The sequence below is a fragment of the Kitasatospora sp. NPDC002543 genome (genome assembly GCF_053594915.1).
The window spans coordinates 1-18,180 of the sequence record NZ_JBSFWR010000142.1 but is presented as its reverse complement, the minus strand read 5'-3'; the positions used below and the strand labels follow the sequence as shown (position 1 = coordinate 18,180).

Here is an 18,180-nt window from a genome sequence, read left to right as displayed (position 1 = left end):
GGCCCGGCGTTCCCGCGCGGGGCGGACGGGTCAGGAGCCCGCCGCCACTGCGGCCCGCCGCCGTCGGCCCACCACGGCCGAGGCCGCCAGCACGATGGCTGCGGCGACCAGCGACAGGTACATCTGCTTGCGCCCGTCGGCGTCGGTGAACATGTACGCCATGACGAACCCGATCATGCCCATGGCCGTCCAGGTCAGGTACGGGTACAGCCACATCCGGACGGTGTGCCGCTCGGGCATCTCGCGCTCGATGATCCTGCGCATCTTCAGCTGGGTGGCGCAGATGACCAGCCAGACGAAGAGCGCGACGGCACCGGAGGAGTTCAGCAGGAACGCGAACACGGTGTCCGGCGAGGTGTAGTTGAAGAAGACCGCGACGAAGCCGAAGACCACCGAGGAGAGGATCGCCACCCGCGGCACGCCGCGCGAGGTCACCGTGGCGAAGGACTTGGGGGCGTCCCCGCGCTGGCCCAGTGAGAAGGCCATCCGGGAGGCGGTGTACATCCCGGAGTTGAGGCAGGACAGCACGGCCGTCAGCACGATCACGTCCATCACCTGGCCGGCGCCCGGGATGCCGATGTGGTCCAGCACCGCCACGTACGGGCTGGCCTTGACGTCGGCGGAGTCCCATGGCAGCAGGGTGACCACCAGCAGGATCGAGCCCAGGTAGAAGATCCCGATCCGCCAGATGACGCTGTTGGTGGCCTTGGAGACCGCCTTCTCCGGGTCCTCCGACTCACCGGCGGCCAGGGTGACGATCTCGCTGCCCATGAAGGCGAAGACCACGGTGAGCATTCCGGTGAACACCGCTCCCACCCCGTGCGGCAGGAAGCCGCCGTGGCCGGTGAGGTTGCTGGTGCCGACCGCGTGGGTGCCCGGCAGCAGGCCGAAGGCGGCGAGGGTGCCGACCACCAGGAACGCGGCGATCGCGACCACCTTGATGCCGGCGAACCAGAACTCGAACTCGCCGTAGGAGGCCACCGAGAAGAGGTTGGTGGCGGTCAGGACGCCCATCACGATCAGCGCCCAGCCCCACTGGGGCACGCCCGGCACCCAGTTGTTGAGGATCTTCGCGCCGGCGGTCGCCTCGACCGCGAGCACCACGACCCAGAAGAACCAGTACAGCCAGCCGATGGAGAACCCGGCCCAGCGGCCGAGCGCACGGTCGGCGTAGGCCGAGAACGAGCCGCTCTGCGGGTCGGCCGCGGCCATCTCGCCGAGCATCCGCATCACCAGGACGACCAGCACGCCGGCCATGGCGTAGGAGAGCAGGATGCCCGGACCGGTGGTCGCGATGCCCGCGCCGGAGCCGACGAAGAGGCCGGCGCCGATCACTCCGCCGATGGCGATCATCGACAGGTGGCGGTTCTTGAGCCCGGCCTTCAGGTTGCCGTCGCCGCCGTGTCCGATCGGCGTCGGCTGGTGGGGGACCTTGGTGGCCGTCGTGGGCTTGGTGGTGTCCGCACTCATCTAGGGACCCTGTGCCTTTCCAGCGCGGTGTGACCCTCGACTCGTCGTGCCGGAGGGTGGGGGGACTGGCCCGCGCATTGCGTCGCAACCTAACTTCTACGTACCGATGATCGGAACAATCTTTTGGTAACTGTTCGCTCAACGGACGCAAAAGGCCTGGTCGGGGTGGGTGGAAAGGTGGCATGGAAACCTCAAATCTGACGCATTGTCAGCATTCGGGAAGGTCGCCAAGCTCTGTTGGGGCTCAAATCGCCCGTGGGTGGGCGGTCAGATCGGCCGCACGTCGAGGACGGTGATCGAGGCCTCGTCCGCCGGCCGCCCGGTCAGTCGGGCGGCCAGGATCCGGGGGATGTCCTCCTCCTGCGAGTATCCGGGCAGGACGGTCACCTCCGCGCGTCGTGCGCCGGGCTCGCCCCGCACCGCGTACGTCACCAGGTAGCCGTACCGCTCGGGCGGTGGCGCCCGGTGCGGGTCCTGCCGGTCCCGCCGGTCCCGCCGGCTCCGGGTGGTCATCCGCATCGACCTCCTCGGCCCATTGTCGGCGCGGTGTGGCCGATCCTCGCAAATCCGGGCAGAGTGGGACTCTCGGGACATGTCGAAGGCGCATCCCGAGCGTTCTCGGCGCCGGCCGGCTCCCGGCGCGCGCCGGTCAGGAGCGACCCCATGCAGACCACCTGGAAGGGGACGATCAGCTTCGGGCTGGTCAGCATCCCCGTCCACCTGTACTCCGCGACCCAGGAGCACGACGTCCCGCTGCACCAGGTGCACGCGAAGGACGGCGGACGGGTGCGGATGAAGCGGTACTGCGAGCGGGAGGAGAAGGAAGTCCCGTACGCGGAGATCGCCAAGGGGTACGAGTCCCCCGACGGGCGGACCGTCACGCTCTCCGACGAGGACCTCGCCGACCTGCCGCTGCCCAGCAAGAAGATCATCGACGTGCTGGCCTTCGTGGACGAGGGCGAGATCGACCCGCTGATGTTCTCCAAGGCCTACTACGTGGGCGTCGCCGACAAGGCCGCCGCCAAGCCGTACGCGCTGCTGCGCGACGCGCTCACCGAGTCCGGGCAGATCGCCGTCACCAAGATCGCGCTGCGCACCCGGGAGTCGCCCGCGGTGCTGCGGGTGCACGACAACACCCTGGTGCTCCAGACCTGCATCTGGCCCGACGAGGTCCGGCCGGTGTCCGGCATCGCGCCCGAGGAGGACGTCACCGTCCGGCCGCAGGAACTCAAGATGGCGCGGTCGCTGATGGACACCCTCTCCGAGGACTTCGACCTCTCCCAGCTGCACGACGACTACCAGCAGGCGCTGCAGCAGGTGATCACCGCGCGGCTGGAGGGCGTGGAGGTCCCGCACGAGGAGGAGCCGGGCGAGGCGCCGGACAACGTGATCGACCTGATGGAGGCGCTGCGCAGCAGCCTCAAGCAGGCCAAGGGAGGGCACGGCGGCGCCGGGACGGGCGGCGCCGGGGACACCGAGGGGGAGGAGCCCGCCCCGCGCAAGCGCGCCCCGGCGAAGAAGACCACCGCGAAGGCCGCCCCGAAGCCGGCCGGAGGCACGACCGGGAAGTCCTCCGCCAAGCGGACCGCCGGGAGCGCGGCGGCGAGGAAGACCACCACCCGGAAGTCCCCCCGCAAGGCGTCCTGACCCTTCCGGGCCAGGCTCCCCCCGTCCAGCCGACCAGCACTGGAGGCGATCCCGATGGACCTGCTGACCTACCAGGAAATCGACGCCCGGGCCGAGGCCGCGCCCGAAGCCCGGCGGAACCGGGGTTTCGGGCACCGGGTCTGGCACTGGCTGCTCAGTCTCAGCCCCACCGTGGTGACGTTCATGATCGCGCTGTCGATCGGTCTCGCCATGGTCGCCGTCCAGGTGAGCCTGCTGCCGGTGCTGGTGCCGATGGCGATCTTCTGGGGCCTGACGGTCATCGCCATGGGCGGCGTGGTCGCCCGCTGGATGACCCCGGGGCCGGGCCGGCACCGGATGGCCTCCTGACCCGGCCGCAACCGGCCCGGGGCGCCGGGACGGCTCCCGGGCCGGCGGGCGGGGAGCCCGGGGCCGGGAGGGCTCAGCCGATCCACACCGTGGTGACGTTGCAGAACTCCCGGATCCCGTGCCCGGACAGCTCCCGCCCGAACCCCGAGCGCTTGACGCCCCCGAACGGCAGCGCCGGGTGCGAGGCCGTCATCCCGTTGAAGAACACCCCGCCGGCCTGGATGTCCCGGACGAAGCGCTCCCGCTCGGCCTCGTCGGTGGTCCAGACGTTGGCGCTGAGCCCGAAGGGGGTGTCGTTGGCGAGCGCCACCGCCTCGTCCAGGTCGGCCACCCGGTAGACGGTGGCGACCGGGCCGAAGGTCTCCTCCTGGTGGATCCGCATCGCCGGGGTGATGCCGGTCAGCACCGTCGGCTCGAAGAACCAGCCGGTGTCCCAGCCCTCCGGGCGCCCGCCGCCGCACTCCACCCGGGCGCCGCGGGTGCGGGCGTCCTCGACCAGCTCCTCCAGGTCGTCCCGGCCCTGGCGGCTGGCCAGCGGGCCGACGTCGGTGCCCTCGTCCATCGGGTCGCCGATCCGCAGCGCCCGCATCGCCTCGGTGAAGGCGGCGGTGAAGCGGTCGTACACGTCGGTGTGCACGATGAAGCGCTTGGCGGCGATGCAGGACTGGCCGTTGTTCTGCACCCGGGCCCGGACGGCGGTGCGCACCGCCGCGTCCAGGTCCGCGCTCGGCAGGACGACGAACGGGTCGCTGCCGCCCAGCTCCAGGACGGCCTTCTTCACCTCGTCCGCCGCGATGGCCGCGACCGACCGCCCGGCCGGCTCGCTGCCGGTGAGGGTGACGGCGACGACCCGGCGGTCCCGGATCACGCCCTCGACCGCGCCCGAGCCGATCAGCAGGGTCTGGAAGCAGCCCTCCGGGAACCCGGCCCGCTGGAACAGCTCCTCCAGCGCCAGCGCGGTGCGCGGCACGTTGGACGCGTGCTTGAGCAGGCCGACGTTCCCGGCCATCAGGGCCGGCGCGGCGAACCGCACGACCTGCCAGAACGGGAAGTTCCAGGGCATGACGGCGAGGACCGGGCCGAGCGGCCGGTAGCGGACGTAGGCGCGGGCGGCGCCGGAGTCGGCGACGTCGGCCGGGGCGGGGTGCTCGTCGGCGAGCAGGGCCTCGGCGTTGTCCGCGTACCAGCGCATCGCCTTCGCGCACTTGGCGGCCTCGGCGCGGGCGGCGACGAGCGGCTTGCCCATCTCCTCGGTCATGGTGCGGGCGACCGTCTCCTGGTCCCGGTCCAGCAGGTCGGCGGCGCGGTGCAGCAGTGCGGCGCGGGAGGCGAAGGAGGTGCCGCGGTAGCCGTGGAAGGCGGCCTCGGCGCGGGCCAGCCGCCGTTCGATCCCGGCAGCGTCGAGCGGTTCGAAGGTCCGGAGGGTCTCGCCGGTGGCGGGGTTGACGCTGGCGATGGGCATGCGGGGCTCCCAGGTCGGGTCGGGGTCCGGTGCGTCTGCCCTCACACCCTCCCCGACCGCCCCGCCCCGGGCACACCACCGCGCGCCCGGCGTGTCCCGGCGGGCGCGTGCTCCGCTCCCTCACCCGGGCGGGGACCGCACCCGGGCGGCGGGGCCTCACTCGGGCAGGGACTCCACGCGGGCGGCGGCCTCCCGGGCCCGGGCCCCGGCCCTGGTCCGCGCGGCGGTGACCTGCCGCCCGGGGAAGCGGTGCAGGTACTCGGCCTCCAGCTCCCCGGTGCGCAGGGTGTGCCGCTTCAGTGCCTCCTCCGAGCCGTACAGGAAGGTCTCGTGGCGCGTGCGGTGCAGCTGCTCCAGCTCGTGCAGGAGCGTGTCGTTGCCCAGGGCGTGCGGGGAGATGCCCGCGGGCCGGATGTGCGGGTCTTCGGCGTGCCGCATCTCGGTGCCTCCTCGGCGGAAGTCCCCTCCTCCAGGGTGCCCGCGGAGCGCCGCGGGTGCACCCGGTCGATCGTGCGGCGGTCCCCGCGCCGCGCCCGCGCCGCGCACCCCACGGGAGCCGCCCGCCAGGCCACCGACACCGGGCAGCTCATAGGATGGATCCTTCCGTTCCTTTCAGGACCGCCCGCTACCGCTGGACAGATCGCACATGCCGCTTCCCAAGGCCGAACTCCACCTGCACATCGAAGGCACCCTGGAGCCCGAACTCGCCTTCGAGCTCGCCGCCCGCAACGGCGTCGAGCTGCCGTACGCCGACACCGCGGCGCTGCGCGAGGCCTACTCCTTCAGCGACCTCCAGTCCTTCCTCGACCTCTACTACGCGCTGATGGCCGTGCTGCGCACCGAGGACGACTTCGCCGACCTCGCCGACGCCTACCTGGCCCGGGCCGCCGAGCAGGGCGTCCGCCACGCGGAGATCTTCTTCGACCCGCAGGCCCACACCGCCCGCGGGGTGCCGCTGGGCGTGGTCGTCGACGGGCTGACCCGGGCGCTGGAGCGCAGCGAGGAGCGGCACGGCATCAGCACCCAGCTGATCATGTGCTTCCTGCGGGACGAGTCCGCCGAGTCCGCGCTGGAGACCTTCGAGGCCGCCCGCCCCCACTTCGACCGGATCGCCGGCATCGGCCTGGACTCCGCCGAGGTCGGCCACCCGCCGGTGAAGTTCCGCGAGGTGTACCGCCGGGCCGCCGAGGCCGGGCTGCGCCGGGTCGCCCACGCGGGCGAGGAGGGCCCGGCCTCGTACATCACCGAGGCGCTGGACGTCCTCGGCGTCGAGCGGATCGACCACGGGCTGCGCTGCCTGGAGGACGGCGAACTGGTCGCCCGCCTGGTGCGCGAGCAGGTCCCGCTGACCCTCTGCCCGCTCTCCAACGTGCGGCTGCGCTGCATCGAGACCCTCGCCGACCACCCGCTGGGCGAGATGCTGGAGGCCGGCCTGCTGGTCACCGTCAACTCCGACGACCCGGCGTACTTCGGCGGCTACGTGGAGGACAACTTCCGGGCCGTGCGCGAGGCCCTCGCCCTCGACCAGGAGACCCTGCGCCGCCTGGCCGCCAACTCCTTCCGCGCCTCCTTCATCACCGAGGAGCGCCGCGCCGAGCTCCTCGCCGAGGTCGCGGCGTACACGTTCTGACGCGCCCGAGTGCGACGGCGGCCCGTCACCCGTCCAGGGGTGACGGGCCGCCGCGCTCGTAGTGGAGCAGGGTGACGCCGTTGGTGAAGCGGTGGGTGTCCTTGAGGACGAGCGGCACGGGGTGGTCGGCGGGGCGGAAGAAGAGGGTGCCGCGGCCGAGGACGACGGGGTGGACGTAGAAGCGGAACTCGTCGACGAAGTCCCCGGCGAGGAAGGACTCGACCAGGTTCGCGCCGCTGAGGGCGAGGTCGCCGCCGGGGCCGGCGGTGAGCGCGGCGACCGATTCCGGGGTGACCTCGCGGACGACGGTGGTGTTCCAGTCGGCGTGGTCGAGGGTGCGGGAGAAGACCGTCTTCGGCATGTCGCGCCAGATGCCCGCGAACTCGGTCGTCGTGGCGTCGGCGTCAGGGGCCTGGTCGGCGGTGGGCCAGAAGGAGGCCATCAGCTCGTGCGTCACCCGGCCGGAGACGAAACCACCCATCCGGGCGAGCACCCGGTTGAAGTGGGCGTGCACCTCGTCGTCGACGAGGTTCCATCCGAGGTCGTGGTCCGGGCCCTCGAAGTAGCCGTCGACCGACACCGAGACGAAGAGGACGATCCTGCGACGCATGGCACCCCCACGGGGGACGGTCCGCCGCCCTCCCGCCGGGAGCGGACGGGGCGGCGGACAGAGCGGCGGACGGGGATCAGATCAGGGTGCTCCAGTAGTACCAGAACCGGTTGAGGATCAGCAGCGCGATCACCGCGTACCACAGGGCCGGGACGACCCAGTGGTAGCGGGCCGCCTCCCGGACGGCCACCCGCAGCCGCGGGCCCACCGGGATCACGCCCGACCGCAGGTTGTGCAGCGTGGTGTACCAGAACAGCGGGATCACCGAGGCCCACACCACCATGCAGTACGGGCAGAGCGCGCCGATCCGGTACAGCGCCTGGTACATCAGCCAGGTCACGAAGCCGGCCCCGAACACCGTCCCGGCCTGCAGCCCGAGCCAGAACCAGCGCCGGAACTCCGCGCCCGCGAGCAGCCCGGCACCCACCGCGACGACCACCCCGAAGGCGACCAGCCCGATCAGCGAATTGGGGAAGCCGAAGGCCTCCGCCTGCGCGCTGCGCATGATCGAGCCGCAGCTGATGATCGGGTTGATGTTGCAGTTGGGGACGTAGGACGGGTCCTCCAGCAGCCGGATCTTGTCCAGGGTGAGGACCGTCGAGGCGAACAGGCCGACCGCGCCGCCGATCAGCAGCAGCCAGGCGAACGGGCGGCCCGCGCCGTAAGCGGGCCGTACGGCGGGGGCGCCGGCCGTCATCCGGTCACCTGCTTGACCATCGCGGTGAACTGCTCGGGGGAGACGGCCTTGCCGTTGGTGAGGACGTCCAGCTTCCTGCCGTCCAGCTTGACGGTCGGGGTGCCGGTGACGTCGCTCTTGTTGAACTCCTGGTTGACCTTGGCCGCCCACGGCGCGTAGGTGCCGTCCTGGACGGCCTTGACGAAGCCGTCGGTCTTCAGGCCGGGCACCTGGCCGGCCAGGTCCAGGATGTGGTTGACGTCGCCGAAGGCGTCGCTGCGCTCGTCCGGCTGGTTGGCGTACAGCACGTCGTGGAACGCCTTGAACTTGTCGACGCCCTCGTTCAGCGCGGCGCCGGCCGCGGCGAGCGCGGTGCGCGAGCCCTTGCCACCGAGGTTGTTGTCCAGGAACGTCGCCAGGTGGTACTCGACCTTGTACGTGCCCTCGTCGGCGAGCTGCTGGATCGCCTTGCCGGTGGTGGTCTCCAGCTGCTCGCAGAACGGGCAGCGGAAGTCCTCGTAGACCTCCAGGGTGTGCGGGGCGTCGGCCTTGCCGTAGGTGATCACGGTGCCGTCGGCGCCGCTCGCGTTGGCCGGCACGACCAGCGGGCCGTTCGCCGCGTTCGAACCGGAGCCGGAGGAGCCGCCGACGGCGAAGGCCACGCCCGCCGCCAGGGCGAGCACGGCGGCGGACGCGCCGCCGACCACCACCCGGCGGCGGATCCGGTCGGAGCGCTCGGCCCGGACGCGGGCGGCGCGCATGCGGTCGGTGGCGGAGGTCTTCTTGTCGGTCTTGCGGGCGTTGCTCATGGGGTGTCGTCCTGTGCTCTCGGGCGTACGGGAAGGCACGGCAGGCCGGGGCCTGCGGCGCGGGGGAGAGAACAGCCGGCCGAGCGGGCGGGAGCGCCGACGCTCAGGCGGCCAGGGCGAACACCGGCGGACCGCGCCGGACGGCCGGACGGACGACGACGTCCTCGGCGGGGACCAGCACGCGGCTGGCCCGGGGGAACGGCACCCGCGCCGGTGGACGGGCGGGCAGCGGGGCGGCCAGCAGCCGCAGCCAGCGGGCGGCGGCCGGCAGGTGGCGGTGCAGGAACTCGCCCAGCATCCGGACGGCCCCGGCCAGACAGCACAGCGCGGCGTCCGCCCGGCGCAGCCAGAAGGCGCCGGCCAGCGCGATCACCGTGTGCAGCAGCAGGAGCAGCAGCACACCGGTCCGGGCGGAGACGCCGTGGCCGAGCAGGAAACCGCCGAGCGAGCCCCCGCCGCACAGCAGCGGCTGGAGGCCGTGCCCGGCACCGGGCGGCAGTGAGGGACAGGTGCTCTGCGCGAGGTCGAACAGCGCGCCGGCGGACAGCTCCAGCGGCAGGAACACCGCGGCGACCGCCGGGTAGCCGCGCTCGCGGCCGGCCAGCGCGTAGGCCACCCCGAAGACGGCGGCCGAAGCCAGCAGCATCGGGCCGACGGGCAGCGCGCGGCCGGTGACCAGCACCTGGCCGAGCCCGGCGAGCAGCACGACCAGCGCGGCGAAGACCGCCGCGCGGAGCGTCCTGGTGACCGGGCCGATGTCCATGGCACCCGAGTCTGCCACAGGTTGAAAGTGGAACGGTCTGCCGGGCGGCGAGCTGTGAAGAGCCTCACCACCCGCGCTGAGCTGCGCTTATCCGGTGCTTACGAGTGCCGGCCGGAAGCCCGGCCGGGGGCCTGCGACGGCTCCGGGCGGGCCTCGGCGGTGTTCACCCGTGCCTCGACCAGCTCCCGGAAGTGGTCCAGGTCCTCGCGCACCGCCCGCTCGATCGCCCCGGCCTGGGCGAAACCGCGCGGCCCGCCGAACTCCCGGTGCACCGCCTCCGGGTCGTACTCCACCCGGATCTGCACCCGGGTGTGCCCGGCGTCGAGCGGCAGCAGCGCGAACGCGCCGCGCAGCCGCGGTGCGTCCGTCGTGCGCCAGGCCATCACCCGGCCCCGGCCGCGGTCGGTGATCTCGGCGTCGACGGAGCGCTCGGCGCCGTCGATCTCCACCCCGAGGTGCGCGAGGTTCCGGCCGTGCGGCTGGGCGCTGTGGACGCCGTCGACGAACTGCGGGTACTCGTGCACCCGGTGCAGCTGCTCCCAGGCGGCGAGGACGGGGACGGCGACGTCGATCTGTTCCTCAAGGGTGCTCATGGTGCGCGGCACCTCCCTCCGTTCCAGCCTGCGCCTCGGGGTGGGGGCGGGCAACGGGGGCGCTCGTGCGGACGCGCGCCCGGCGGTGGGCCGGGGGAGACTGGGCGCATGCCGGAGCTGCCCGAGGTCGAGGCGCTGAGCGCCTTCCTGTCCGAGCGGCTGACCGGGCGGGTGATCGCCAGGGTCCAGCCGGTGGCGATCAGCGCGCTGAAGACGTACGACCCGCCGGTGACGGCGCTGGAGGGGCGGACGGTCGGCCGGGTGACCAGGCGCGGCAAGTTCCTGGACATCGAGGCCGAGGGCCTGCACCTGGTGGTCCACCTGGCCCGGGCCGGCTGGCTGCGCTGGAAGGAGGCGCTGCCCGCCGAACCGCCGCGACCGAGCCCGCGCAACCCGCTGGCGCTGCGGCTGCGGCTCGCGGGAGAGGCCGGGGACGGCTTCGACCTCACCGAGGCCGGCTCGAAGAAGGGGCTCGCCGTCCACGTGGTGCGGGACCCGGCCGAGGTGCCGGGCGTGGCCAGGCTCGGCCCGGACCCGCTGGACCCGGCCTTCACCCTGGCGGACTTCACCGCGCTGCTGCGCGGCGACCGGCGCCGGCTCAAAGGGGTGCTCCGGGACCAGAGCGTGCTGGCCGGGGTGGGCAACGCCTACTCGGACGAGGTGCTGCACGCGGCCCGGATGTCGCCGTACAAGACGGCCGCGAACCTGACCGAGGACGAGGTGGCCCGGCTGTACGCGGCGCTCGGCGACACGCTGCGCGAGGCGGTGGAGCGCTCGCGCGGGCTGGCGGCGGGGGACCTGAAGGCGGAGAAGAAGCTCGGTCTGCGGGTGCACGGCCGGACCGGGCAGCCCTGCCCGGTCTGCGGGGACACCATCCGCGAGGTGTCCTTCGCGGACTCCTCGCTGCAGTACTGCCCGACCTGCCAGACCGGTGGCAAGCCGCTGGCGGACCGCCGGATGTCGCGGCTGCTGAAGTGACGCCGACGGGGCGTGTCCTGCGGATCCTCGCCGGGTGGGACGGCCCGTGGCCGCGCCCACCCGGCGTTCGGCGGTCTCGGCGCCCGATCGTCAGCGCCCGATCGTCAGCGCTTGATCGCGACGCCGCCCCAGTAGTAGGCGGCCTTCGGGTCGGCCGGCGGCTCGCCGTCCGGGCGCCAGGCCAGCACCGGGGCGACGCCCGGCTCGACCAGCTCCCAGCCGTCGAAGAAGCGGACCACGTCGTCGTAGCCGCGCGGCACCAGGGTCATCCCGCCGGCCCGGGCGGCCTCGGCGACCTTGCCGACCGACTCCGGGTCGAAGTCCGGGGTGGGGGTGGTCAGGGCGATGCAGCTGCCGGCCGGCAGCGCGTCGCGCAGCGCGGCGACCCGGCCCCACGGGTCGTCCTCGTCGGCGATCAGCATCAGCACGGCGATCATCAGCAGGCCGACGGGCCGGGTGAGGTCGAGGGTGGAGGTGAGCGCCGGGTCGGCGAACAGCTCCTCGGGCTTGCGCAGGTCGGCGTGGATGTAGGTGGTGCGGCTGGCCGGGCTGGAGACCATCAGCGCGCGGGCGTGGGCGAGCACGATCGGGTCGTTGTCGACGTAGACCACCCGGGTCCCTGGGCTGACCGCCTCGGCGATCTCGTGGGTGTTCGGCGAGGTCGGGATGCCGGTGCCGAGGTCGAGGAACTGGCGGATGCCGTGCTCCTGGGCCAGGTAGCGGACGGCTCGGCCCTGGAACGCCCGGTTGGCCTTGGCCATCGCCTTGACGCTCGGCACGGCCTGCTCGATGGCCTGCCCCATGGCGCGGTCCGGCGGGAAGTTGGTCTTCCCCCCCAGCCAGTAGTCGTACACGCGCGCAGAGTGCGGGGCGGAGGTGTCGACGCCGAAACGTTCCCACTGGCTGGGCTCGGGGGCGGTGTCGTCCTGCTGGCCCTGGCGGGGGGAGTCCTGACTTGTCGTCATGGCCACGTCCTCTGATGGCAGATCATCACACTGGGGAAGGCACAGCGTAGCGGCCCGGAGGGGAGGTGGAGCGTCCGGTCGGGGAAGATCGGTGGAAGATCTTCGGAAGCGGGGTGTGCGGACGGGCGCCGTCGGGCCGTCCCGGGGTCGGGTCGGGTCCGGAGCGGGCCCGGATCGGGGTCGTTCCTGGGCCGTCGGAGTGGTGATCGGGGCCGTCGGAGTTGCCGCCGGGGAGCGGCGGTGACGGCCGGGGGAAGCATTCACAATGCTGTCAGATCGTCAGATTACTTCGCGCAGATTGTTGCTGGTCGCGGCCGGAATGTCCCTGTTGGGAGCGGCCGCCGGATGCCGGAGCCCCTGGGGCGGCGGGGAGGGCGGCGCCGGGGCGGGGTCGACCGACGGCGCCGCCGGGTCCGCCCCGGCGGGGCCCGAGGGGGCACCGGACGGGCCGGGGGCCGCGCCGTCCGCCTCCTCGTCGTCCGCGGCGGCGGCCCCGACGGGCACGCCGTCCTCGGTGCCCTCGCCGGCCCCGCCGTCGGGTGCCCCCTCGGGCGCCGTACCGAGTGCGGTGCCCGTGCGCCGGGTGCTCACCGAGTCGGAGAGCAAGCCGGTGTACGACCTGGACCCGGACCGGAAGGTGGTGGCGCTGACCATCGACGACGGCCCGGACCCCCGGCACACGCCGACGGTGCTGGCGCTGTTCGAGCAGTACGGGATCAGGGCGACGTTCTTCCTGATCGGCGAGAACGCGGTGGAGCACCCCGCCCTGGTGCGGGAGATCGCGGACCGGGGCCACCACATCGCCAACCACACCTGGACCCACCCGGACCTGCGGCACCTGTCCGAGGCCAAGGTGCGGGACGAGCTGGAGCGCACCTCCGACCTGCTGCAGCGGACCACCGGCCGGCAGCCCACCTGGTTCCGCGCGCCCGGCGGGGACTGGTCCCCGACCTCGCTCAAGGTGGCCGCCGACCTCGGGCTGCGGAACATGGCCTGGTCGGTGGACCCGAGGGACTGGGCCCGGCCGGGGACCCCGGCGATCATCGACCGGGTCCTCAAGAACGTCCGGCCGGGGTCGATCGTGCTCAACCACGACGGGGGCGGGGACCGCTCCCAGACGGTGGCGGCACTGAAGGCGTACCTGCCGGTGCTGGTCGACTCGGGGTACTACTTCACGGCTCCGCCGAACTGAGGGATCCCTGGTGGCGGCGGGTCGCGGCTTCAACCCTTAAACCACCCGAAAGGGTGGAATGGAAGAACCGTTTCTGCGGATTTTGGGCCTCTAGGGTGATCTCGCACCGATAAACCCGGTACCTCCTGGTGCCGCCTGAAAGGCCCTCAGCCATGCGTCTCCGCAATGCCGTGCTCGCCGCCGCCAGCGCCATCGCCCTCGTCCTCGCGGTTCCGTTCTCCGCCAACGCCGCGACGGGCGACTTCCTCTACAAGGTCGGTCCCGGGGTCCTCACCGGCCTGGCGGATCCGCAGAGCGGCGAGTGCATCGACCTGCCGTGGACGACGGAGGACGACCCGGGCTTCGCGCCGGAGAACCTCACCCGCTCCACGGCCACGGTCTTCCTGGACTTCGGCTGCGCGGGGGACGTCTTCTACTCCATGAACCCGGGGAAGAAGCTCGGCGACCGGCTGAAGCTGCGCTCGGTCGTCTTCTCCTGAGCGAGGGCGAGGGAGCGCGGGGTGGCCCGGGCCGGGCGGACGGCGTAGGTTCGAACTGTCCGGCCCGGTCGCCGGCCCTCGCCGTGCCCGTGGTCGGGCGCCGCAACCTGGGCAGAGCGAAGGAGGGCCTGGGATGACCGGCAACGGCTACGCGCACCCCGAGGCGTTGGTCCGCACCGAATGGCTGGCCCACCACCTGGACGACGGGACGATCCGGGTCGTCGAGGTGGACGAGGACACCGAGGCCTACGACCGGGACCACATCCCCGGTGCGGTCGGCTGGAACTGGACCACCGATCTGCACAGCCAGGTCGGCCGGGACTACATCGACCGTGACGGCGTCCTGCACCTGCTGCGGGCGGCCGGGGTCGAGGACGACACCACCGTGGTGCTCTACGGCGGCAACAACAACTGGTTCGCCGCCTACGCCTACTGGCTGTTGCGGCTGCGCGGCTTCGGGCCGGTGCGGTTGCTGGACGGCGGGCGCAAGAAGTGGGAGCTGGAGGGGCGGGAGCTCACCCGTGAGGTGATGGACTACCAGCACAGCGGGTACCGGCTCGCCGGGCCCGAGCGCCCGGAGCTCCGGGCGCTGCGGGACGAGGTCCTGGCCAAGGCCGAGGTGTTCGCCAAGCCGGGGGCGGACGCGGTGCTGGTGGACGTCCGCTCGCCGGCCGAGTTCCGGGGCGAGCTGATCGCGCCCCCGCACCTGCCGCAGGAGCAGGCGCAGGTGCCCGGGCACATCCCGGGCGCGGTGAACGTCCCCTGGTCGCAGGCGGCCAACGACGACGGGTCCTTCCGCTCGGCGGAGGAGCTGCGGGCGCTGTACGGGGGCAAGGGCGTGGAGCCGGAGCGCGAGGTGATCGCGTACTGCCGGATCGGAGAGCGGTCCGCGCACACCTGGTTCGCGCTCACCGAGCTGCTCGGGTACCCGCACGTGAAGAACTACGACGGGTCGTGGACGGAGTACGGCTCGCTGGTGCGGGCGCCGGTGGTGCTCGGGGCTTGAGCGACGGGTGGGCCGGGCGGGTCTGCTGGGGCGGATGGTGGCCGGCGGGGCGGGTGTGGGGGCGTGACGGCTTCGCGGCACCGCTGCGAAGCCGTCATTTCGGCGCGTTTCTTTTCATGAACATCTCACAATCGGGGAGTGGGGACGGGGCTGCCGGGACAAGGATCGGTTCGACCCAATCGTTCCGGTGATCCCTGGAGGACCACGTGCGCAAGAGACTGATCGTCTCCGCCGCCAGTGCCCTGAGCCTGTTCCTGGCCGTCCCCGCCTCGGCATCCGGCTTCACGCCGGGTGCGGCCGGGGTCGGCGACTCCTACTACCCGACCTACGGCAACGGCGGGTACCGCGTCTCGCACTACGACATCCGGTTGAAGTACCAGCCCGCCACGGACGAGCTGGAGGGCACCACGACCATCCTCGCCACGGCGACCCAGGACCTCTCCCGGTTCAACCTGGATTTCGCGCTGAACGTCTCCGAGGTCCGGGTCAACGGCCGGCCGGCCGCGTTCGCCACCAGCGGCGAGCAGGAGCTGGAGATCACCCCGGCCCGGCCGCTGGCCAAGGGTGCCCAGGCCACCGTGGTGGTGCGCTACAAGGGCGTGCCGTCCACCGTGAAGAAGTACGGCTTCACCAGCTGGCACCGCACCCCGGACGGCGGGATCGCGGCCAACGAGCCCGAGGCGGCCTGGTGGTGGTTCCCCAGCAACGACCACCCGAGCGACAAGGCCACCTTCGACGTCTCGGTGCTGGTCCCGGACGGCACCCAGGCGATCAGCAACGGCGTGCTGACCGGCACCTCCTCCCAGGCCGGGTGGACCCGCTACAGCTGGCGGGAGAACAAGCCTCAGGCGACGTACCTGGCCACGCTGGCGGTCGGCAAGTTCGACGTCACCCGGGACACCACACCGAGCGGGCTGCCGATCTACAACGCCTACAGCAAGGACCTGGGCGAGAACGCGGACGCGGCGCGGGCGAGCGTGGAGCGCACCGGTGAGCTGGTGGACTGGCTGAGCGGCTACTTCGGGGAGTACCCGTTCAGCTCGGTCGGCGGCTACGTCCCCAACGTGCCGACCGGGTACGCCCTGGAGACCCAGACCCGGATCTTCTACAGCCCCCGGCAGTTCGCCAAGGGGACGAACACCTCGGTCGTCGTGCACGAGCTGGCCCACCAGTGGTACGGGGACAGCGTCTCGCTCTCCCGCTGGAGCGACATCTGGCTGAACGAGGGCTTCGCCCGCTACGCGCAGTTCCTCTGGTCCGAGCACGAGAACGAGGGCACCGCCCAGGAGCTGGCCGACTACGTCTACGCCTCGCACCCGGCCGACGACCCGTTCTGGACCGTCAAGCCGGGTGACCCGGGGCCGGACGACCAGTTCTCCAGCGCGGTGTACGAGCGCGGCGCGGTCGCCGTCCAGGCGCTGCGCAACGCCGTCGGGGACGAGAAGTTCTTCCGGATCCTGAAGGGCTGGCCGACCGAGCGGCGGTACGGCAACGCGACCATCCCGGAGTTCCAGGCGTACGCGGAGAAGGTCTCCGGGAAGAAGCTCGGCGACGTGCTGAACACCTGGCTGTTCACCCCGGGCAAGCCGGCCGTCGGGCCGGTGCCGCCGGGGGCCGCCGCTTCGGCCGCGTTGGCGCCCGGCGCGGGTGCGGACCGGGGCGACGGGCAGCTGCCGGTGGAGCCGAAGTCCTGGAAGAAGATCCAGGAGACCAACGCCGTTCATGAGCACGACAGCTGACGACATATCGGGTCGATCGGTATGAAGGCTTCGCGGCGCCGCCGCGAAGCCTTCATTTCGGCGCGTTTCTTCTCATGAAGGTCTCACAAATGGTGCGTGGAGGCGCGGTTGACGGGACAAGGATCGGTTCAATCCCCATCGTTCCGGTGATCCCTGGAGGACCACGTGCGCAAGAGGCTGATCGTCTCCGCCGCCAGTGCCCTGAGCCTGTTCCTGGCCGTCCCCGCCTCGGCATCCGGCTTCCAACCCGGCGCGGACGGCGTCGGGGACCCGTACTACCCGACCCTCGGCAACGGCGGGTACGACGTCTCGCACTACGACGTCCGGCTGAAGTACCAGCCCGCCACGGACGAGCTGGAGGGCACCACGACCATCCTCGCCACGGCGACCCAGGACCTCTCCCGGTTCAACCTGGACTTCACGTTGCACGTCTCCGAGGTCCTGGTCAACGGCCGGCCCGCGACCTTCGCGACCAGCGGCGACCAGGAACTGGAGATCACCCCCGCCCGGCCGCTCGCCAAGGGCAGCCAGGCCACCGTGGTGGTGCGCTACAAGGACAAGCCGTCCACCGTGCAGAAGTACGGCGGCTACACCGCCTGGCGCCGCACCCCGGACGGCGCGGTCGCGTCCGGTGAGCCGGTGTCGGCCGGGTGGTGGTTCCCGAGCAACGACCACCCGAGCGACAAGGCCACCTTCGACGTCTCGGTGCAGGTGCCGAACGGCACCCAGGTGATCAGCAACGGGGTGCTGACCGGCACCTCTTCCCAGGCCGGTTGGACCCGGTACAGCTGGCGGGAGAACAAGCCGCAGGCGACCTACCTGGCGACCCTCGCGATCGGCAAGTTCGACATCACCCAGGACACCACGGCCGGCGGCATACCGGTCTACAACGCGTACAGCAAGGACCTGGGCGACAACGCCGCCGCGGCGCGGGCGAGCGTGGAGCGCACCGGTGAGCTGGTGGACTGGCTGAGCGGCTACTTCGGGGAGTACCCGTTCAGTTCGGCCGGCGGCTATGTCGCCAACATCAACTCCGGTGGCGCCCTGGAGACCCAGACCCGGGTCTCCTACGGCCCCGGGCTGTTCGCCCGGGGCTCCAACGTCTCCGTCGTCGTGCACGAGCTGGCGCACCAGTGGTACGGCGACAGCGTCTCGCTCTCCCGCTGGAGCGACATCTGGTTGAACGAGGGCTTCGCCGAGTACTCGCAGTTCCTCTGGTCCGAGCACGAGAACGAGGGCACCGCCCAGGAGCTGGCCGACTACATCTACGCCTCCCGCCCGGCCGACGACCCGTTCTGGAGCGTCAAGCCGGGCGACCCGGGGGAGGAGAACCAGTTCGCCGGCGCGGTGTACTACCGCGGCGCGGTGGCCATCCAGGCGCTGCGCAACGCCGTCGGGGACGAGAAGTTCTTCCGGATCCTGAAGGGCTGGCCCACCGAGCGGCGGTACGGCAACGCGACCATCCCGGAGTTCCAGGCGTACGCGGAGAAGGTCTCCGGCCAGAAGCTCGGCGACCTGCTGAACACCTGGCTGTTCACCCCGAGCAAGCCCGCCGTCGGGCCGGTGGCCCCGGGCACCGCGGCCGCCGCCGCACTGGCGCCGGGCGCGGACCGGGCGCAGCCGCCGGTGGAGCCGAAGTCCTGGAAGAAGATCCAGGAGGCGAGCTCGGTGCACGAAGCCCGTCACTGACGACGGGCCGGGGGCGGGCCGGGGGGGGGGGGGGGGCCCCCCGGCCCGGCCCCCCCCCCCGCGCCCCCCCCCCCCCCCCGCCGCACAGACAGAGACAATAAAAAAAAAAAACAAAAAAAAAAAA

The 18,180-nt window shown here is 72.2% G+C and carries 20 protein-coding genes; 9 read left to right on the top strand and 11 right to left on the bottom strand.

Features of this window, described 5'->3' with window-relative positions:
* Positions 1–30: 30 nt before the first annotated feature.
* The gene (locus tag ACWD4P_RS35215) at positions 31–1,470 is read right to left on the bottom strand and encodes an amino acid permease (protein WP_449782432.1); all 1,440 of its coding nucleotides are present in this window, start codon (positions 1,468–1,470) and stop codon (positions 31–33) included.
* Positions 1,471–1,737: 267 nt separating this feature from the next.
* A complete protein-coding gene (locus ACWD4P_RS35210; protein ID WP_449782431.1) occupies positions 1,738–1,983 on the bottom strand; it encodes a hypothetical protein in 246 nt (81 codons plus the stop codon).
* 150 nt (positions 1,984–2,133) lie between these two features.
* Here ACWD4P_RS35210 and ku point away from each other — a divergent pair, with 150 nt between their 5' ends.
* Both ku and ACWD4P_RS35200 read left to right on the top strand, forming a co-directional pair.
* Positions 2,134–3,117: a non-homologous end joining protein Ku gene (gene ku, locus ACWD4P_RS35205; protein ID WP_359828487.1), complete on the top strand. Its 984-nt coding sequence runs from the start codon at positions 2,134–2,136 to the stop codon at positions 3,115–3,117.
* 54 nt (positions 3,118–3,171) lie between these two features.
* The gene (locus tag ACWD4P_RS35200) at positions 3,172–3,465 is read left to right on the top strand and encodes a hypothetical protein (protein WP_359828489.1); all 294 of its coding nucleotides are present in this window, start codon (positions 3,172–3,174) and stop codon (positions 3,463–3,465) included.
* 73 nt (positions 3,466–3,538) lie between these two features.
* Here the strand turns inward: ACWD4P_RS35200 and ACWD4P_RS35195 are convergent, their stop codons facing one another.
* On the bottom strand, positions 3,539–4,927 hold the full coding sequence (locus ACWD4P_RS35195; protein WP_449782430.1) for an NADP-dependent succinic semialdehyde dehydrogenase: 1,389 nt from the start codon (positions 4,925–4,927) through the stop codon (positions 3,539–3,541).
* 156 nt (positions 4,928–5,083) lie between these two features.
* Complete coding sequence (locus ACWD4P_RS35190; protein WP_359828492.1) at positions 5,084–5,365, bottom strand: DUF6158 family protein; 282 nt, start codon at positions 5,363–5,365, stop codon at positions 5,084–5,086.
* 208 nt (positions 5,366–5,573) lie between these two features.
* On the opposite strand from ACWD4P_RS35190, the gene ACWD4P_RS35185 reads away from it, so the two are divergent.
* Positions 5,574–6,557 carry an adenosine deaminase gene (locus tag ACWD4P_RS35185; protein WP_359828493.1) on the top strand — a complete coding sequence of 328 codons (984 nt, stop codon included), beginning with the start codon at positions 5,574–5,576 and terminating at the stop codon, positions 6,555–6,557.
* 25 nt (positions 6,558–6,582) lie between these two features.
* Here ACWD4P_RS35185 and ACWD4P_RS35180 read toward each other — a convergent pair whose 3' ends face one another.
* The 5 genes from ACWD4P_RS35180 to ACWD4P_RS35160 form a co-directional block, all read right to left on the bottom strand.
* The gene (locus ACWD4P_RS35180) at positions 6,583–7,167 is read right to left on the bottom strand and encodes a dihydrofolate reductase family protein (RefSeq protein WP_449782429.1); all 585 of its coding nucleotides are present in this window, start codon (positions 7,165–7,167) and stop codon (positions 6,583–6,585) included.
* Between the two features lie 76 nt (positions 7,168–7,243).
* Positions 7,244–7,864, bottom strand: coding sequence for a vitamin K epoxide reductase family protein (locus tag ACWD4P_RS35175; RefSeq protein WP_359828497.1), 621 nt, complete (start codon positions 7,862–7,864; stop codon positions 7,244–7,246).
* Positions 7,861–8,652, bottom strand: coding sequence for a DsbA family protein (locus ACWD4P_RS35170; RefSeq protein WP_359828499.1), 792 nt, complete (start codon positions 8,650–8,652; stop codon positions 7,861–7,863). The genes ACWD4P_RS35175 and ACWD4P_RS35170 overlap by 4 nt, the downstream gene beginning before the upstream one ends.
* 103 nt (positions 8,653–8,755) lie before the next feature.
* Entirely contained in the window at positions 8,756–9,415 is a 660-nt protein-coding gene (locus ACWD4P_RS35165; RefSeq protein WP_449782428.1) for a hypothetical protein, read from the bottom strand.
* A gap of 98 nt (positions 9,416–9,513) precedes the next feature.
* Positions 9,514–10,008, bottom strand: coding sequence for an SRPBCC family protein (locus tag ACWD4P_RS35160; RefSeq protein ID WP_359828503.1), 495 nt, complete (start codon positions 10,006–10,008; stop codon positions 9,514–9,516).
* Between the two features lie 108 nt (positions 10,009–10,116).
* Between ACWD4P_RS35160 and ACWD4P_RS35155 the strand changes: the two genes are divergently transcribed.
* Positions 10,117–10,986 (top strand): Fpg/Nei family DNA glycosylase, encoded by an 870-nt coding sequence (locus tag ACWD4P_RS35155; protein WP_359828505.1) that lies wholly within the window; start codon positions 10,117–10,119, stop codon positions 10,984–10,986.
* Between the two features lie 104 nt (positions 10,987–11,090).
* On the opposite strand, the gene ACWD4P_RS35150 is transcribed toward ACWD4P_RS35155, so the two are convergent.
* Both ACWD4P_RS35150 and ACWD4P_RS35145 read right to left on the bottom strand, forming a co-directional pair.
* The gene (locus tag ACWD4P_RS35150; protein WP_359828507.1) at positions 11,091–11,951 is read right to left on the bottom strand and encodes an SAM-dependent methyltransferase; all 861 of its coding nucleotides are present in this window, start codon (positions 11,949–11,951) and stop codon (positions 11,091–11,093) included.
* A gap of 279 nt (positions 11,952–12,230) precedes the next feature.
* Positions 12,231–12,542 carry a hypothetical protein gene (locus tag ACWD4P_RS35145; RefSeq protein ID WP_449782427.1) on the bottom strand — a complete coding sequence of 104 codons (312 nt, stop codon included), beginning with the start codon at positions 12,540–12,542 and terminating at the stop codon, positions 12,231–12,233.
* Between ACWD4P_RS35145 and ACWD4P_RS35140 the strand changes: the two genes are divergently transcribed.
* From ACWD4P_RS35140 to ACWD4P_RS35120, 5 genes are all read left to right on the top strand, one after another.
* The gene (locus ACWD4P_RS35140) at positions 12,535–13,143 is read left to right on the top strand and encodes a polysaccharide deacetylase family protein (RefSeq protein WP_449782426.1); all 609 of its coding nucleotides are present in this window, start codon (positions 12,535–12,537) and stop codon (positions 13,141–13,143) included. The genes ACWD4P_RS35145 and ACWD4P_RS35140 overlap by 8 nt on opposite strands.
* A 152-nt stretch (positions 13,144–13,295) precedes the next feature.
* A complete protein-coding gene (locus ACWD4P_RS35135) occupies positions 13,296–13,622 on the top strand; it encodes a hypothetical protein (RefSeq protein WP_359830717.1) in 327 nt (108 codons plus the stop codon).
* 133 nt (positions 13,623–13,755) lie between these two features.
* A complete protein-coding gene (locus ACWD4P_RS35130) occupies positions 13,756–14,628 on the top strand; it encodes a sulfurtransferase (protein WP_359830719.1) in 873 nt (290 codons plus the stop codon).
* A 206-nt stretch (positions 14,629–14,834) separates the two neighbouring features.
* Positions 14,835–16,367 carry a M1 family metallopeptidase gene (locus tag ACWD4P_RS35125; protein WP_449782425.1) on the top strand — a complete coding sequence of 511 codons (1,533 nt, stop codon included), beginning with the start codon at positions 14,835–14,837 and terminating at the stop codon, positions 16,365–16,367.
* A 165-nt stretch (positions 16,368–16,532) separates the two neighbouring features.
* A complete protein-coding gene (locus ACWD4P_RS35120) occupies positions 16,533–18,056 on the top strand; it encodes a M1 family metallopeptidase (RefSeq protein WP_449782424.1) in 1,524 nt (507 codons plus the stop codon).
* The last annotated feature ends 124 nt before the right edge of the window (positions 18,057–18,180 follow it).

Coding starts and splice junctions, on each gene's coding strand:
- ACWD4P_RS35215 (WP_449782432.1), bottom strand. CDS start 1,470: ATGAGTGCGGACACCACCAAGCCCACGACGGCCACCAAGGTCCCCCAC.
- ACWD4P_RS35210 (WP_449782431.1), bottom strand. CDS start 1,983: ATGACCACCCGGAGCCGGCGGGACCGGCGGGACCGGCAGGACCCGCAC.
- ku (WP_359828487.1), top strand. CDS start 2,134: ATGCAGACCACCTGGAAGGGGACGATCAGCTTCGGGCTGGTCAGCATC.
- ACWD4P_RS35200 (WP_359828489.1), top strand. CDS start 3,172: ATGGACCTGCTGACCTACCAGGAAATCGACGCCCGGGCCGAGGCCGCG.
- ACWD4P_RS35195 (WP_449782430.1), bottom strand. CDS start 4,927: ATGCCCATCGCCAGCGTCAACCCCGCCACCGGCGAGACCCTCCGGACC.
- ACWD4P_RS35190 (WP_359828492.1), bottom strand. CDS start 5,365: ATGCGGCACGCCGAAGACCCGCACATCCGGCCCGCGGGCATCTCCCCG.
- ACWD4P_RS35185 (WP_359828493.1), top strand. CDS start 5,574: ATGCCGCTTCCCAAGGCCGAACTCCACCTGCACATCGAAGGCACCCTG.
- ACWD4P_RS35180 (WP_449782429.1), bottom strand. CDS start 7,167: ATGCGTCGCAGGATCGTCCTCTTCGTCTCGGTGTCGGTCGACGGCTAC.
- ACWD4P_RS35175 (WP_359828497.1), bottom strand. CDS start 7,864: ATGACGGCCGGCGCCCCCGCCGTACGGCCCGCTTACGGCGCGGGCCGC.
- ACWD4P_RS35170 (WP_359828499.1), bottom strand. CDS start 8,652: ATGAGCAACGCCCGCAAGACCGACAAGAAGACCTCCGCCACCGACCGC.
- ACWD4P_RS35165 (WP_449782428.1), bottom strand. CDS start 9,415: ATGGACATCGGCCCGGTCACCAGGACGCTCCGCGCGGCGGTCTTCGCC.
- ACWD4P_RS35160 (WP_359828503.1), bottom strand. CDS start 10,008: ATGAGCACCCTTGAGGAACAGATCGACGTCGCCGTCCCCGTCCTCGCC.
- ACWD4P_RS35155 (WP_359828505.1), top strand. CDS start 10,117: ATGCCGGAGCTGCCCGAGGTCGAGGCGCTGAGCGCCTTCCTGTCCGAG.
- ACWD4P_RS35150 (WP_359828507.1), bottom strand. CDS start 11,951: ATGACGACAAGTCAGGACTCCCCCCGCCAGGGCCAGCAGGACGACACC.
- ACWD4P_RS35135 (WP_359830717.1), top strand. CDS start 13,296: ATGCGTCTCCGCAATGCCGTGCTCGCCGCCGCCAGCGCCATCGCCCTC.
- ACWD4P_RS35130 (WP_359830719.1), top strand. CDS start 13,756: ATGACCGGCAACGGCTACGCGCACCCCGAGGCGTTGGTCCGCACCGAA.